The organism is Pelomonas sp. Root405 (genome assembly GCF_001425165.1).
In the GTDB taxonomy this organism is placed as follows: domain Bacteria; phylum Pseudomonadota; class Gammaproteobacteria; order Burkholderiales; family Burkholderiaceae_C; genus Pelomonas.
This window is the reverse complement of record NZ_LMDU01000013.1, coordinates 421,610-435,956: the sequence shown is the minus strand read 5'-3', so window position 1 is coordinate 435,956 and position 14,347 is coordinate 421,610. Positions and strand designations below refer to the sequence as shown.

Below are 14,347 nucleotides of genomic sequence, written 5' to 3'. Positions count from 1 at the left end.
AGCGGGTTAGCGGTCTAGGGCGGGGCGCTTGGGGTTGAAGGTCCAGCCGGGGATCAGATATTGCATCGCGATGGCGTCATCGCGTGCCCCTAGGCCGTATTGCTTGTAGAGCGCGTGGGCCTTCTCGACCTCGGCCATGTCCAGCTCAACACCCAAACCCGGCTTGGCCGGCACCTTGACGTGGCCGTCGACGATCTGCAGCGGCTCCTTCGTCAGGCGCTGGCCGTCCTGCCAGATCCAGTGCGTGTCGATGGCCGTGACCTTGCCTGGCGCGGCGGCGCCCACGTGCGTGAACATCGCCAGCGAGATGTCGAAGTGGTTGTTGGAGTGCGAGCCCCAGGTCAGCCCCCAGTCGCGGCAGGTCTGCGCCACGCGCACCGAGCCGGCCATGGTCCAGAAGTGCGGGTCGGCCAGCGGGATGTCCACACTCTGCAGCGACAGCGCGTGGCTCAATTGGCGCCAGTCGGTGGCGACCATGTTGGTGGCCGTGAGCAGGCCGGTGGCGCGGCGGAACTCGGCCATCACCTCGCGACCGGAGAAGCCGTCCTCGGCGCCGCAGGGGTCTTCGGCGTAGGCCAGCACGCCCTTCATGTCGCGCATCAGCCGGATCGCGTCCTTCAGCAGCCAGCCGCCATTCGGGTCCAGCGTCACGCGGGCGTCGGGGAAGCGCTCGTGCAGCGCGCGGATGGCCACGACCTCCTCGTCACCGCGCAGCACGCCGCCCTTGAGCTTGAAGTCGTTGAAGCCGTAACGCTCGCGCGCGGCTTCGGCGAGCTTCACCACCGCCTCGGGGGTCATCGCCACATCGTGGCGCAGGCGGAACCAGTCGTTGTCGGCGTCAGGCTCCGAGTGGTAGGGCAAGTCGGTCTTGCCCTTGTCGCCGACGAAGAACAGATAACCCAGCATCTCGACCGCGTCGCGCTGCTGGCCTTCGCCGAGCAGCGCGGCGACCGGCAGGCCGAGGTGCTGGCCGAGCAGATCGAGCATCGCCGACTCGATGGCCGTGACGGCATGGATGGTGGTGCGCAGGTCAAAGGTCTGCAGCCCGCGGCCGCCGACGTCGCGGTCGGCGAAGGCCTTCTGCACCGTCTGCAGCAGGCCCTGGTGCGAGCCGACCGGCTGGCCGACAACCAGTGCGCGCGCGTCCTCCAGCGTTTGGCGGATCTTCTCGCCGCCCGGCACCTCGCCGACGCCGGTGTTCCCGGCGCTGTCTGTCAGGATCAGGATGTTGCGGGTGAAGAACGGCGCATGGGCGCCGCTGAGGTTGAGCAGCATGCCGTCGCGCCCGGCGACGGGGATGACACGCAGCTCTTTGATGACGGGTGTGGAACTGCTCATGGCGAGAGTCAATCTGCAGTGATCTTTCGCTCGATGATGACTTTCTTCCAGCGCTCGAATTCGGCGTTTTGGAAGGCGGTGAACTGCTCGGGCGTGTTGGCAACGATCTCGAAGCCCTGCTCCAGCAACTTTGGCTTCACGTCCGCGGCGTTCAGCGTCTTGACGATGCCGGCGTGCAGCTTGGCCTTGACGTCGGCGGGCAGACCCTTGGGCGCCGCGACAGCCTGCCACGAGTACACCTGCACGCCCTTGATGCCCAGCTCGTCCATGGTCTGCACGTCGGGCAGTACCGGCGAGCGGGCGGTGCTGGTGATGCCAAGCGCGCGCAGCTTGCCGGCCTTGATCTGCGGCAGCGCGGTGTTGATGTTCATGAAGCTGGAATCCACCTGGTTGCCCAGCAGATCGGTCATGACCGGGCCGCCGCCCTTGTAGGGAATGTGCAGGCCGGTGGTGCCCGTCTGCTGCCAGAACAGCTCGGCGGTGATGTGGTCGCTGGAGCCGTTGCCAGACGTGCCGAAGCTCATCTTCTGCGGGTTGGCCTTTAGGAAGGCGAGCACCTCGGCCATGGTCTTGTGCGGCGACGCGGCGGGCACGACCAGCACGTTGGGCGCCTGCACGGCAACGGTGATGTAGTCGAGGTCCTTGGTCGGGTCGTAGGGCAGGTTCTTCAGCAGATGCGGGCCGATGACCAGCGGCCCGAGCGACGTGACGAGGACGGTGTAGCCATCCGGCGCCGCGCGCTTGACCATGGCCGTGCCGATGGTGCCGCCCGCGCCGCCGCGGTTGTCGACGACGAAGCTGCCGCCGACGCTTTCCGGCAGCTTGTTGCTCAGCAGGCGTGCAATGGCGTCGGTGGAGCCGCCGGGCGGGAAGGGCACCAGCAGCGTCACCGGCTTGGCCGGCCAGGCCTGGGCCACAGCAGTGCCGGTGATCGAAAGAGCCGTGAGGCTGAGCAGCACGGAGGTCAGCAGTCGCTTCATTGGTTTGTCTCCAGGTGGTTGTTCGGGAACGGGCTTACTGCGGGCCGAGCTTGGAGATCAGCGCGCTGAGCTGGTCGACCTCGGCGGGCAGCATGTCGGACAGCGGCGGGCGCACCGGGCCGGCCGTGTGGCCGACCAGCGTGGCGCCGGCCTTCACGATGGACACGGCATAGCCCTCACCCTTGTTGCGCAGCGCCACGTAAGGGATGAAGAAGTCGCGCACCAGGCGGTTGCAGGTCTCGGTGTCGTTGGCGGCATGCGCGTTGTAGAACTCCATCGCCGTTTTCGGGATGAAGTTGAAGACGGCCGACGAGTAGACCGGGCAGCCCATGGCCTTGTAGGCACCGGCGAACAACTCGGCCGTGGGCAGGCCGCCCAGGTAGGCGAAGCGGTCGCCCAGCGTCTGGCGGATGGAGACGAACTTCTCGATGTCGCCCAGGCCGTCCTTGAAGCCGATCAGGTTGGGGCAGCGGTCGGCCAGCACCAGCAGCGACGCGGGCGTCAGCTTGCAGGCGCCGCGGTTGTAGACGACGACGCCGAACTTGACGCTCTTGCAGACGGCCTCGACGTGGGCGATCAATCCTTCCTGGCTGGCCTCAGTCAGGTAGTGGGGCAGCAGCAGCACGCCCTGGGCGCCGAGGCGCTCGGCTTCCTGGGCGTACTGGATGGCCACACGAGTGCCGCCACCGGCACCGGCCAGGATGGGTGTGCGGCCGCGGCAGGTGTCCAGCGCCACCTTGATGACGTCGCTGTACTCGCCCGGCTCCAGCGAGAAGAACTCACCCGTGCCACCGGCCGCGAACAGCGCCGACGCGCCGTAGGGCTGCAGCCATTCCAGGCGCTCGGCATACGGCTTGGCCGCGAAATTCAACTGCGCGTCGAAGTCGGTCAGCGGGAAGGACAGCAGACCTGCTTCGAGGACGGCTTTGAGTTCTTGGGGCGACATGGGCAGGTCTCCGTCGTGTGGAATAAAGAAGTTGTAGGTCATCGTACAACTCCAATCAAATCACAGTAGACTAGGGATAACCCGTTATCGGCGGTTCTTTACACCGCCCAGATTGGGCAGTTCTGCCTGGGCGCGGCGGCGCCGCTCGCGGCTGTTGGAAAGGTGGGTGCGCATCGCTGCGCGGGCGGACTCGGCGTCCTGACTGGCGATAGCGTCGAGGATGCTCTCGTGCTCGGCGTTCACCCGCCGCATATAGGCCAGCCGCTCGGCACTCATGTCGGCCACCGGCTCCAGCCGGGCGCGCGGGATGATCTGACTTCCCAGCGTCGCCATCAGTTCTGCGAAATGGCCGTTCTGCGTGGCGCGCGCGATCTCCAGGTGGAACTGGAAGTCGGCGGCGACCGAGTCCTCGCCGGCTTCGACGGCAGCGATCACGGCGTCGAGCGCCTTGCGCAAGGCGGTGAGGTCGCCGGCAGTACGGCGCTGGGCGGCCAGCCCTGCGGCCTCAGTCTCCAGCCCGATGCGCAGCTCCAGCACGGCAATCACGTCCTGCAGCGTGCCGAACTGCTCCGGCGTGATCTTGAAAGAGGGCGCATCGCCAGCGCCGAGCACGAAGGTGCCGATGCCATGCCGCGTCTCCACGAGCCCGGCCGCCTGCAGCTTGGAGATGGCCTCCCGCACGACAGTGCGACTGACCTCGAACTCCCCCATGATGGCCGCTTCGGTAGGCAACTTGTCGCCCGTCTGCAACTGGCCGGCCCGGATGCGATCACCGAGCGAATCGACCAGTTCGAGGGCCAGCGTGCGCGGCCGGCGGCGGCCAAGAGCTTGATTCAAGGGTTAACCCGAGGTTTTGAAATGGACAGCGCGTCTAAAGTGACGTTAGTTGTACGACAACTAGACGACGTACGTCCACTCAACTTTAGCAACGCTCGCCGCCGCCATGCCTGATGTTTCCCCCCGTCCGCCCCTGACGCTGCGCATGCGCGCGGAGGACAACGTCGCCATCGTGGCCAATGACGGCGGCTTGGCCGCGGGCACCGTGCTGCCCGAGGGCGTGCCGGGCGCCGGCCTGGCGCTGCTCGACAAGGTGCCCCAGGGCCACAAAGTCGCGCTGCGCGACATTGCCGAGGGCGAGGCGGTGCTGCGCTATGGCGTGCCCATCGGCTATGCGCTGAAGTCCATTTCAGCCGGAAGTTGGGTGCACGAGCGCTTGCTGCAGATGCCGTCAGCCCGTGCGCTGGAAGGTCTGCCCATCGCCACCGTGAAGCCGCCCGCTGCCGAGCCGCTGGAGGGCTTCACCTTCGAGGGCTATCGCAACAAGGATGGCTCGGTGGGTACGCGCAATATCCTTGCTATCACGACCACCGTTCAGTGCGTCTCCGGCGTCGTCGCCCAGGCCGTGGCGCGCATCAAAGCTGAACTGCTGCCGCAATTCCCGAGCGTCGACGATGTCATCGGCCTGGAGCACAGCTATGGCTGCGGTGTGGCCATCGACGCGCCCGACGCCATCATTCCCATCCGCACGCTGAAGAACATCGCGCTGAACCCCAACTTCGGCGGCGAGGTCATGGTCGTCAGCCTCGGCTGCGAAAAGCTGCAGCCCGCACGGCTGCTGCCGCCCGGCTCCTTTCCGATCACCGACGAGCGCGACCCGGCTAGCGGGCCGGAGACGATATGCCTCCAGGACGACTCGCACGTCGGCTTCATGTCCATGCTCGACGACATCCTCAACAGCGCCCGGCCGCATCTGGAGCGCCTGAACGCCCGCAAGCGCGAGACCGTGCCGGCCAGCGAACTCGTCGTCGGCGTGCAATGCGGCGGCAGCGACGCGTTCTCCGGCGTGACGGCCAATCCGGCGGTGGGCTTCTGCGCCGACCTGCTGGTGCGCGCTGGCGCCACCATCATGTTCAGCGAAAACACTGAAGTGCGCGACGCCGTCGAGCAGCTCACCAGCCGCGCCGCCACGCCGGAAGTCGCCGACGCGATCATTCGGGAGCTGGGCTGGTACGACCGCTACCTGGACCGCGGCCGCGTCGACCGCTCGGCCAACACCACGCCCGGCAACAAGGCCGGCGGCCTGAGCAACATCGCCGAGAAGGCCATGGGCTCCATCATCAAGAGCGGCAGCTCGGCCATCTCGCATGTGTTGTCGCCGGGCGAGAAGCTGCGGCGCGACCAGCGCGGCCTCGTCTATGCCGCCACGCCGGCCAGCGACTTTATCTGCGGCACGCTGCAACTGGCGGCCGGCATGAACCTGCACATCTTCACCACCGGCCGCGGCACGCCCTACGGCTTGGCCGAATGCCCGGTCGTCAAGGTCGCCACGCGCACGGACCTGGCGCGCCGCTGGCACGACCTGATGGACATCAACGCCGGCCGCATCGCTGACGGCGAAGCGACGATCGAGGAGACCGGCTGGGAAATGTTCCGCCTGCTGCTTGACGTCGCCAGTGGACGGAAGAAGACCTGGGCTGAGCACTGGAAGCTGCATAACAGCTTGGTGTTGTTCAATCCGGCGCCGGTGACCTAAGAGGGTGGAAGGGAATCCTGCAAGCCCGCCTTGCCTCGCCAAAGCGGCCCACTCGTCGTTGCAAATGCTCGCCGTAGCCTCAGCTACGACTGCGCTTTGTGCCTAGATTGGACCGCTTTGACGAGCCGTTTCGGGCACGCCGGATCCCCTCCCACCCTCTCCCTCTATATTGGCTGCCATGAGCACCCAGCAGCAGCCCACCGTCCCTACAGCCGAACCCGGAACCGCGCTCCAGGGCGTCACGCAAGTCGTCGCCGAACCCCTGCGCTTTAAGGCCAAGCTGGCCATCGGCGAGAACGCCTATGCGTCGCTGCGCATGATCAACCGCACCCGCGAGATCTGGGACGTGCTCGGCGCCGCCGGGGCCGGCGCAGCGCTGGCCAAGGCGGGCGCCCTGGGCTTGGGCGCGGCTGCCACGCCGGTCGGCTGGGTAGCCGTTGCGGCACTCGCTTCCGGTGGCGCCTGCTACGGCCTCTATCGCTGGTTGGGCGACACCAAGGGCTCGCGTGTCATCGAGATCCCGAAGTTCCTGAACACGCCGCTGGACACGCTCGGCCTGGCGCTGTTCGACCTCATCGCGCCGCTGGCGCTGCGGCTGGCCGCGGTGGACGGCCGCATCGAGTCCGCCGAACGGCAGGCGCTGGTGCAGCACCTGGTGGACGACTGGGGCTTGGACGAAGGTTTCGTCACCCAGGCCATCGAGAAGATCGAGCCCGGCGTCATGCAGGGATCGGTCGAGGAAATGGCGGCGGAGCTGTCGGCCTTCCTACACGCCAACCCCGATTGCAACCACAAGGCCATCGCCACTGATCTGGGGCAGTTTCTGCGCAAGCTGCTGGAGGCCGGCGGGCCGCTGAGCGAGGCGGAGGAAGTGGCGCTCGCCGCCAGCCTGGCGCGGTTGCTGGAGGAGCCGGATGGCCCGCTCGCCAAGGCCTGGCTTGCGGCGAGGTCCGGTGCCGGCAAGGCGGCCGAGCAGCTGGGCAGCACGGCCAAGGACGCGGCCGGATGGGCGCGCGAGCGCCTGCCCAAGACGGAGGAATTGCAGGCGGCGGCCGGCACCGCGGCGAGCAAAGCTTGGCTCGGTGCCCGCTCGGGTGCCGAGCAATTGGGCTCCACGGCCAAGGAAGCCGCCGACTGGACGCGCGAGCGGCTGCCGACGCCCGAGCAGCTGCAGGCCATGACGAGCACCGCCGCGACGCAGGTGCAGCAGACGGTACAGAAGGCCGCTTCATGGGCGCAAGACAAGCTGCCAGCGCCCGAGCAGGTCGAGGGAGCCGCCAAGCGCACGCTGGACCTGGCCAAGGCCGGCATCGAGCGGATCAAGAGGCGGCCGGGCCGCTGACGCAACCCGCCCGGGCAGGAGCGCGGTGCCTGAGGCCGGCCGCCGCGCCGTCAGCATGGATCGGGCACCATCCTGCGCAGCGGCGTGCTGGACCCTCAGTTGGCCTGCCCGCCATCGACGAGCTGGCCTTTGGCGCCCATGTGCTGGCGCGCGGCCGTGATGGCTCTGTGTGGAGCTGGGGCAGCAATGCGTGGGGTGAGGGCGGCAGCGGCACGGCGGGGGACAACGCCTTCTACCCGCGTGCGGCCACGAGCATCCGCCTGGATTGAGCTGACCGAAGCGCCCCCCCGCCACGCGCGACGGGGGCGTCCCTGGGCTCTGCGCCTCAGGCGGCAGCAGCCACGGCGACGCCTTCGCTGACGAAGATGCAGTCGCCGTCCTCGAACACGCGCACCTCGCCGGCCGTGAACGGCTGCCAGGCTTCGCCATGGGTAAGCGGCTCGGTCGAGACCAGCGCCATGCGGTCGGCCGGGTTGTTCACGGTGGCCAGGTCCACGCTGAGATCGCCGTCGCGCAAGGAAACGTGGCCGAAGGGCGGGCGGCGCTGCAGCCAGTGCAGCTTTGTGGATGCATGCGCCAGCATGGCGCGGCCATCGGTCAGCAGCAGGTTGAAGCGGCCGTGCTCGGCGATCTCGTGGATCCAGGGCGTCAGCGTCTCGGCCAGCTCGGGCCAGTCAGGCAGGTGGTTGCCGAAGTGCTGTTGCAGACGCTGCATCAACAGGCAGAAGGCGCGCTCGCTGTCCGTCTGGCCGGTGGGCTTGAAGCCGCCGGAAAGCTGTGGGTGGAAGTCTTTGAGGTCGCCGTTGTGGGCGAAGACCCAGATGCGCCCAGCCCATTCGCGGCGAAAGGGGTGGCAGTTCTCCATCGCGCGGGCGCCCTGGGTGGCCTTGCGGATATGGGCCAGGATGTTGCGTGCGCGCACCGGGTGGTGGCCGTAGTGCCGGGCCTTGGCGGAGTCGGCTGCCGGGCTGTCCTCGACGACCACTTCGCAGTCCTCGCCTTCGTGGAAGGCGACTCCCCAGCCGTCGACATGGTCTGCGGTGCGCCCGCCGCGGGCGGCAAAGCCACTCAGGGAGAAGGTGGCGGCGGCTGGCTGGCGGCTGTTGAGGGCGAAAAGCTCACACATCGGGTGGGGCGCAAAGCTGTCGGTGCTGATTGCAACGCCACAAGTCTGACGATGGATGACATAAAGCCCAACAAAGCTTTTGTCATGTGCTCATGCCTTGCGGCATGTGTCACACCGCGCGGCGTGCGGATTCCACGAGGGCGCGCTGTGCCTCAAGCAGCACGGCCGTCGCTTCGTAGGGTGCCAGCAACTCGGCGCTGACGAAGGCGCCGTTGACGAGCACGGCGAGCTGGGCAGCCAGCATGTCCGGCCGGAGCACATCAAGACGCCTGGCAAGGTCCGTCAAGCGGGAGCGCAGTGCCTGCATGTGGGCACGTGCCACCTGGCGGGCCGGGTGATCCTGCTCGGCGAACTCGGCGGCCACATTGATCTGCGGGCAGCCGCGGTAGTTGGCGCGGCCCAACCGCTCGCCGATCCAACGCATCTGGGCTGCCAGCTCGGCGCTCGCGTCGCCGGTGTTCTCCGCGGCGACGCCATCCCACGTGGCCCAGAAGTCCACGTCCTCACGCTCCAGGAAGGCAACGATGAGGTCGTCCTTGGTTCGGAAGTGGCGGTAAAGGCTGCTCTTGGCGACGCCGGCCTGCTCGATGACGAGGTCGATGCCAACGGCCCGCACACCGTTCTTGTAGAACAGCTCGGATGCCACGCCCAGCAGGCGCTCGCGGACGTTCAGGGTTTTGAGGGCGGTTTCAGCCATGTCTTTATCCCGCTTGATTCAATGTTGACACGATACAGACCATTCTGTATCGTTCAAAGAACAGACAGGTCTGTATCGTTTGAAAGGATTGATATGAAGCAAATTGGCAAGGCCGTTGCGGTTTATGGCGCGGGCGGGCACACCGGGCGATTCGTCGTCGACGAGGCGTTGAGCCGAGGGTTGACGGTGGTGGCCATAGGCCGGGACGCGTCCCGCCTTCCTGCGGGCGTGCAGGGGCGGGTAGCGGCCGTCGACGATGCGGGCGCGTTGGATGAAGCGCTGAAGGGCTGCGGCGTTGTCATCAACTGCGCCGGTCCGTTTCTCGACACGGCTGCACCGGTCATCGAGGCGGCTTTGCGGATGCGCTGCGGCTATATCGACGTGGCGGCCGAGCAAGCCAGCGCGCGGGCCGTGTTCGAGGACTTCGATGCGCGCGCCCGAGCGGCTGGCGTGGCCGTGATCCCGGCCGCCGGCTTTTATGGCGGGCTCGCGGACCTGCTGGCCAGCGCGCTCGCGTTCGGCGGCCCGGTGAGCGAGCTGGGCGTCGCCATCGCGCTGGACCACTGGTGGCCCACTGAGGGGACTCGCAAGACCGGCGAGCGCAACCAGGTACCGCGCGTCGTGCTGCAGGACGGCCAACTGGTGCGCATGCCGACCCCCGCGGCCCAGCAGGCATGGGTATTCGGTAGCGGGCATGGCGAACAAGCGGTGGTGGAACTGCCGTTCAGCGAGGTCATCACCATTGCCCGACACCTTGACGTGAAGAACCTGCGCTCGTGGCTCACCTTGTCCTCACTGCAGGAGATCCGCGACACCGCGACGCCGCCCCCCACGGCCAGCGATGCTCAGGGGCGCTCGGCGCAACGATTCGAGATGGTCGTCCAGGCCGGCGACAGGAAGGCCATCGCGCGCGGCCAGGACATCTACGCGCTGTCGGCACCGCTGGTGGTCGAGGCGGCCGAGCGCATGCTGCAACCCTCCTTCAAGCTCAGCGGTGCGCTGGCACTGGGCGAGGCCTTTGAGGCCAAGGATTTCCTGCAGTCGCTCAAGGACGTCGAACTGCAATTGCCGGGCTGAGGAAAGGCGCCAGCCAACGCATCTGCGGCTTGTCCTTGCCGTCCTTGCCGGGCTCCAGCGACAGGAAATAGTCGCCCCAGGTCGGGCCGCCCGCCCACCACAGCCAGCCCGTCCAGACGTCGGTATTCGCCTGCAGGTGCTTGAGCGCGCCCGTCACGGCCTGCTCGCAGACGGCATTGGCGCCGCCGCCCAGTTCGCCCAGCAGGGCGCGCTTCTTGTTGGCCTTGAGCCAGGCGGTGAAGCGCTGCAGCCGCTCGACGCCGATGGTGGGACTGACGCATTCGGTGTGCGTGCCCGAGCCATCCTTGTCCAGGTACTGGTGCACCTCGAACACCATGTTGTCCAGCGGGTCGCGCACGCGGCCCATCACATCGGCGTTGGGCGTGCCGTACCACTTGCTTTCGAACCAGCTCCAGGCGCCGGTGTAGCCGTTCCCGGGCAGGGTGATGAGGTTGGTGGCGCCCGTCTTGCGGATGGCATCGACGGCCGCCTGGGCCGCGTTGGCCCACGTTTCGGTCGGCATGTTGCGCGGCTCGTTGACGAGGCCGAACTGCACCTTGGCATTGCCCTTGAACTGAAGTGCCAGCCGGCGCCAGAAGTCGGCGAAGGCGGCGATGGGCACCTCGGGCTTGCCGACATGCACCTCCTTGTAGGCGGCGTAGTTGTGCGGGTCCAGCAGCACGTGCAGGCCGCGCGCAGTGGTGCCGTCGACGAACTCCCGCAGGCGGGCCAGCTCGGTCGGGTCGAACTCTCCGTTCAATGTCGGCTGCAGGCGTTCCCATCGGAAGGCGATGCGCATCAGGTTCATGCCCTTGGCCTGGTAGTAGGCCGTGCTGGCCACCGTCGGATAGACGAAGTCTTTGCCGTAGACGCCGGGGAAGGGCAGCTTCTCGCCCCATTCGGCGCTGGACAGGCTGATGCCGCGCCATTCGAGCGGAGCGGCCTGGGCGGTGGCCGCGGCCAGCAGCAGCATGGCGCCAATGAGCAGTTTCATGGGTGGTCTCCTCAAAAGGGGTCAGGGCGTGGCGCCGTACAGCGCCCGCACGAGGTCGGTCCGCCAGGCATGGGCCTGAGGGTCATAGAGGCCGAAGCCCGAGGCCAGCTCCCAGTACATCCAGGACAGCTGGCGGCTGGCCATCTCGGCACGCATGGTCTGCAGATAACGCACGCGGGCCGCCGGCGCTGCGCGGCTGTAGGCGCCGAACTCGCCGACCACGACTGGGTAGCCCAGGCGCTTGGCCTCGTTGGCGGCGAGGTCCAGGCCTTCGCGGATCTTGGCCAGTTGGGTCGCGTCGCAGCAGTCCACGCCAACCGGCGGCGACGGGTTGACCCATTCGGCGCCCTGGTGCGTGAAGGCGAAGGGCTCGTAGTGGTGGACGGTCAGCAGCAGGTTGGCGTCGGCCGGCAGTTGCAGCCTGGACAGCGCCCACGGGCTGTTCCACTGCACCGGGCCGATCATGACGACGCGGCTGGGGTTGCTGGCCCGCACCACGCGAAGAGCGCGCGAGGCCAAGGTGTTCCAGTCAGCTTCGAGCTTGTTGTGCGGCTCGTTGTAGAGCTCGAACACCAGGCCGGGCCCCGCGGCCGCGAAGCGCTCGGCGATCTGCCGCCACATCGCCAGGAAGCGCAACTGCACTACGTCGCCAGCGACGCTGGCCTCGCCCGCCTCGGCGGCGTCGCCGTCGAGCTGGTGGTAGTGGTGCATGTTCAGCACCACGGTGACACCGCGCGCCAACAGGCGGTTGACGATACTCTCGACCCGGCTCATGAAGGCTGCATCGATGGTGGCGGCGGCGTCGGGGCTGGCGTGGTTGCTCCAGCGCACCGGCAAGCGCACCGCCTTGATGACGTGGCCCGCGGCGGCGCTGCCGCCCTGGCCGACGAGCGCGATGAATTCGTCCTCCACCCGCAGGCCCCAGGCGCCCTCGGTGGGTGCCTCCAGCATGTTGCCGAAGTTGATGCCGCCCGCCAGCGCCGCAGCGGCCGCGCGAGCCTGGGCCGAGGCGCCCGGGAGCGTGCCAGCCGGCATGGTCGGGTAGGCGGCCCAGGGGTCGGCGGCAGCGGGCGCGGTGGCGGCGGTCGCGCCACCGCCGCCACCGCCACATGCGGCGAGCAGCGAAACCAGCAGCGCAGGGTTGAACAGCATGCGCAGGCGGCCAAGGCCGGAAAGCTTCATTTGAGTACCTCGTCTTTCAGGAAGCGCGTCAGCTCATCGGCCATCTGGGCATGCACGTCGATGCGCGGATGGGCCCACGCAAAAGCCTCGAAGCGGTAACTCCACACCTTGGCGTCGCCCTCGTCACGCAGCGCCTGTACCGCGCCGGTCACGGCGCGCGGGATGGCAGGCTGCTCGCGGGGCGCGGACATGCCGCCCATCAGCAGCACGAGCCTGGCGTTGGGATAGCGGCCGCGGAGCTGACGCACGAAGGCGAGGTAGCGCGCGCCGAAGTCGGCCGCGATGGGCTGACCCTTGGACGCCGGAAAGCCGTGGTCGTTCTGTCCCAGGTTGAGCAGCACGACATCCGGTGCGCGCGGGTCGGGTGGCGCGATGGCCGCGTCCTTGCGCGGCGCGACTCGCGTCCACACGTCGGGCATCAGCAGGTCATGCCAGGTGGCCGTGATGCCGATGCCGCTGACGGCGATGCCAACATAGTCCGCGCCTAGGCGCTCGGCGGTCACCGCGCCATAGGCACGCGTGCCGTCGTGGGGGTAGAGGTCGTCGTACTGGTCGTCGCCGACATCGCCGTTGCATGCTCCCGCGGTGATGGAGTCGCCGTAGAAGGCCAGCTTCAGCGGGCGGGCCAGCGGCGGGTCGAGCAGCCTTGCGTCCTCGGCCAGGCGCAGGCCGTGCAAGGACACCTCGGCCATCGAGCCTTCGGTGCGCTTGATGAGGCGCAGCGTGTGCTCGCCATCGGCCAGCGGCTCGCGCAGCCGCCACACAGTCAATGCCTGGCCCGGCACCGCCAGCGGGCGCACGCGGCCATCGATCTCGACACTGAAGTGGCTGGTGCCCCAGTGCGTGGACGAGAACTCCAGGCTCAGCTCGCGGCCGGTAAAGCGCGCACGGAGTTCACTGCCGCTCCAGGCCAGCAGCTTGGACGCGGGCAGCGCACCGCTGCCGACGCGGCCCACCCAGCGCAGCCTGGGATCGTCGGCAGGGATGAGGCCCATGCGGTTGGTGGGCGCCTCGCGCACGAAGTCGCTGGGACGCAGCTCGCGCGGATACAGGCCGGCCGACATGACGGCCAGCAGGCTGGCTGTGCGGCCGCTGCCGGCCCACTCGTCCTGCTTCATGCGCACCTGCAGCAGGTGCGCGGTAGGTTCGAGGTCGCGGCCGACGACGCGGTAGTGCCAGCCGAGATAGCCCTTGCGCTCGGGCACATGGCCTTGCAAGGTGACCCAGGGGCCGTCGTCCACGCGGGCTTCAAGGTTGCGGTAGTGCTCGCTTTCGGCATGGAAGACGGCGACCTCGCTGCCGTAGACGAGGAAGCGGGCTTCGGCGCTGTCGGCTTTCGTCACCCAGCCGGGCTGCTGGCCAACCCACTCGGGATGGACCTCGCCGCCGCGCTCGAAGCCGTGCGACTGATAGGGCTTGAGCGTGTCCCCCCCCAGCAGGCGCGTGAATTCATGGGCGTGGCCGTTCAGCGGTTCCGGCAGCGCCGCGGTTGCGGCGGTCGTCGCACGGGCAGCGGCGCGCAGCATCTCGGCCAGGGCCAGTGCGATGCGCTGGTGACCAGTCGCATTGGGGTGCACAGGCTCGTCGTAGAGCGACGCCCAGCGGTCTTCGCCCGCATCGACGCGGGCCTGCATCCAGCGGCCGAAGTCCAGCGCCGACAGGCCGTAGTGCGCGGCGAGCTTGAGCTGCAAATCGACCGCGTCACGCGCCTGGTTGCCTTGCTGGGTCAGGCCCAGCACGACGACGGCGGGTGGCTTCTTCGCCGTCAGTAGGCGGCGCAGGATGGCCTCAAAGCTGCTGCTGCGCACGGTTGCGTCCAGCCATTGGTCGTTGACGCCGAACTCGACGATGACCAGGTCGGGCGACTTGTCCAGCACGTGCGCCTGCAGCCTCTGAACCGCGGCTGCAGAGTCGGTGCCACTGACGCCTGCGTTGACCAGCCTCACCTTGGGGCCGAGCGACTTGGCCAGCAGCGCGGCCCAGCCGCGTTCCCGCGGCGGCTGGGCGGCGTAGCCCGTGGTGATCGAGCCGCCGATGCCGGCAACGGTGATCGCCTCACCGGCCTCCAGTCGTTGCATGACGCGCTGCAGTCGCGCATCGGCCTGTCCGGTTGCCGGCAACATCAAAGACAA

At 68.1% G+C, this 14,347-nt stretch carries 12 protein-coding genes; 3 read left to right on the top strand and 9 right to left on the bottom strand.

The features are described from left to right. Positions 1 to 6: 6 nt before the first annotated feature. From gudD to ASC81_RS17885, 4 genes are all read right to left on the bottom strand, one after another. Complete coding sequence (gene gudD, locus ASC81_RS17900) at positions 7 to 1,338, bottom strand: glucarate dehydratase (protein ID WP_056269868.1); 1,332 nt, start codon at positions 1,336 to 1,338, stop codon at positions 7 to 9. Positions 1,339 to 1,346: 8 nt separating this feature from the next. Further along, positions 1,347 to 2,318, bottom strand: coding sequence for a tripartite tricarboxylate transporter substrate binding protein (locus tag ASC81_RS17895; RefSeq protein WP_056269865.1), 972 nt, complete (start codon positions 2,316 to 2,318; stop codon positions 1,347 to 1,349). Positions 2,319 to 2,352: 34 nt separating this feature from the next. Further along, on the bottom strand, positions 2,353 to 3,264 hold the full coding sequence (gene kdgD, locus ASC81_RS17890) for a 5-dehydro-4-deoxyglucarate dehydratase (protein ID WP_056270049.1): 912 nt from the start codon (positions 3,262 to 3,264) through the stop codon (positions 2,353 to 2,355). An 84-nt stretch (positions 3,265 to 3,348) separates the two neighbouring features. Next, entirely contained in the window at positions 3,349 to 4,101 is a 753-nt protein-coding gene (locus ASC81_RS17885; protein WP_056269862.1) for a FadR/GntR family transcriptional regulator, read from the bottom strand. Positions 4,102 to 4,207: 106 nt separating this feature from the next. On the opposite strand from ASC81_RS17885, the gene garD reads away from it, so the two are divergent. Both garD and ASC81_RS17875 read left to right on the top strand, forming a co-directional pair. Then, positions 4,208 to 5,797, top strand: coding sequence for a galactarate dehydratase (gene garD / locus ASC81_RS17880; RefSeq protein WP_056269860.1), 1,590 nt, complete (start codon positions 4,208 to 4,210; stop codon positions 5,795 to 5,797). Positions 5,798 to 5,975: 178 nt separating this feature from the next. Continuing rightward, positions 5,976 to 7,139: a TerB family tellurite resistance protein gene (locus ASC81_RS17875; RefSeq protein ID WP_082536613.1), complete on the top strand. Its 1,164-nt coding sequence runs from the start codon at positions 5,976 to 5,978 to the stop codon at positions 7,137 to 7,139. A gap of 325 nt (positions 7,140 to 7,464) precedes the next feature. Here the strand turns inward: ASC81_RS17875 and ASC81_RS17870 are convergent, their stop codons facing one another. Both ASC81_RS17870 and ASC81_RS17865 read right to left on the bottom strand, forming a co-directional pair. Further along, on the bottom strand, positions 7,465 to 8,265 hold the full coding sequence (locus ASC81_RS17870) for a class II glutamine amidotransferase (protein WP_056269855.1): 801 nt from the start codon (positions 8,263 to 8,265) through the stop codon (positions 7,465 to 7,467). A gap of 109 nt (positions 8,266 to 8,374) precedes the next feature. Further along, positions 8,375 to 8,962, bottom strand: a complete 588-nt coding sequence (locus tag ASC81_RS17865) for a TetR/AcrR family transcriptional regulator (RefSeq protein ID WP_056269852.1) — start codon at positions 8,960 to 8,962, stop codon at positions 8,375 to 8,377. Between the two features lie 21 nt (positions 8,963 to 8,983). Between ASC81_RS17865 and ASC81_RS17860 the strand changes: the two genes are divergently transcribed. Continuing rightward, complete coding sequence (locus tag ASC81_RS17860; RefSeq protein WP_235533699.1) at positions 8,984 to 10,039, top strand: saccharopine dehydrogenase NADP-binding domain-containing protein; 1,056 nt, start codon at positions 8,984 to 8,986, stop codon at positions 10,037 to 10,039. On the opposite strand, the gene ASC81_RS17855 is transcribed toward ASC81_RS17860, so the two are convergent. From ASC81_RS17855 to ASC81_RS17845, 3 genes are read right to left on the bottom strand one after another with little or no spacing between them, the layout of a single operon-like run. After that, entirely contained in the window at positions 10,008 to 11,033 is a 1,026-nt protein-coding gene (locus ASC81_RS17855) for a glycoside hydrolase family 5 protein (RefSeq protein WP_056269848.1), read from the bottom strand. The genes ASC81_RS17860 and ASC81_RS17855 overlap by 32 nt on opposite strands. Before the next feature lie 21 nt (positions 11,034 to 11,054). Beyond that, positions 11,055 to 12,215 carry a glycoside hydrolase family 5 protein gene (locus ASC81_RS17850; protein WP_056269845.1) on the bottom strand — a complete coding sequence of 387 codons (1,161 nt, stop codon included), beginning with the start codon at positions 12,213 to 12,215 and terminating at the stop codon, positions 11,055 to 11,057. After that, positions 12,212 to 14,293 carry a GDSL-type esterase/lipase family protein gene (locus ASC81_RS17845; RefSeq protein ID WP_162245921.1) on the bottom strand — a complete coding sequence of 694 codons (2,082 nt, stop codon included), beginning with the start codon at positions 14,291 to 14,293 and terminating at the stop codon, positions 12,212 to 12,214. The genes ASC81_RS17850 and ASC81_RS17845 overlap by 4 nt, the downstream gene beginning before the upstream one ends. Positions 14,294 to 14,347 lie beyond the last annotated feature (54 nt).

Bases quoted from the DNA above. Each gene is read 5' to 3' on its own strand.
- gudD (WP_056269868.1), bottom strand. From the start codon at position 1,338: ATGAGCAGTTCCACACCCGTCATCAAAGAGCTGCGTGTCATCCCCGTC.
- ASC81_RS17895 (WP_056269865.1), bottom strand. From the start codon at position 2,318: ATGAAGCGACTGCTGACCTCCGTGCTGCTCAGCCTCACGGCTCTTTCG.
- kdgD (WP_056270049.1), bottom strand. From the start codon at position 3,264: ATGTCGCCCCAAGAACTCAAAGCCGTCCTCGAAGCAGGTCTGCTGTCC.
- garD (WP_056269860.1), top strand. From the start codon at position 4,208: ATGCCTGATGTTTCCCCCCGTCCGCCCCTGACGCTGCGCATGCGCGCG.
- ASC81_RS17875 (WP_082536613.1), top strand. From the start codon at position 5,976: ATGAGCACCCAGCAGCAGCCCACCGTCCCTACAGCCGAACCCGGAACC.
- ASC81_RS17870 (WP_056269855.1), bottom strand. From the start codon at position 8,265: ATGTGTGAGCTTTTCGCCCTCAACAGCCGCCAGCCAGCCGCCGCCACC.
- ASC81_RS17865 (WP_056269852.1), bottom strand. From the start codon at position 8,962: ATGGCTGAAACCGCCCTCAAAACCCTGAACGTCCGCGAGCGCCTGCTG.
- ASC81_RS17860 (WP_235533699.1), top strand. From the start codon at position 8,984: ATGTTGACACGATACAGACCATTCTGTATCGTTCAAAGAACAGACAGG.
- ASC81_RS17855 (WP_056269848.1), bottom strand. From the start codon at position 11,033: ATGAAACTGCTCATTGGCGCCATGCTGCTGCTGGCCGCGGCCACCGCC.
- ASC81_RS17850 (WP_056269845.1), bottom strand. From the start codon at position 12,215: ATGAAGCTTTCCGGCCTTGGCCGCCTGCGCATGCTGTTCAACCCTGCG.
- ASC81_RS17845 (WP_162245921.1), bottom strand. From the start codon at position 14,293: ATGCAACGACTGGAGGCCGGTGAGGCGATCACCGTTGCCGGCATCGGC.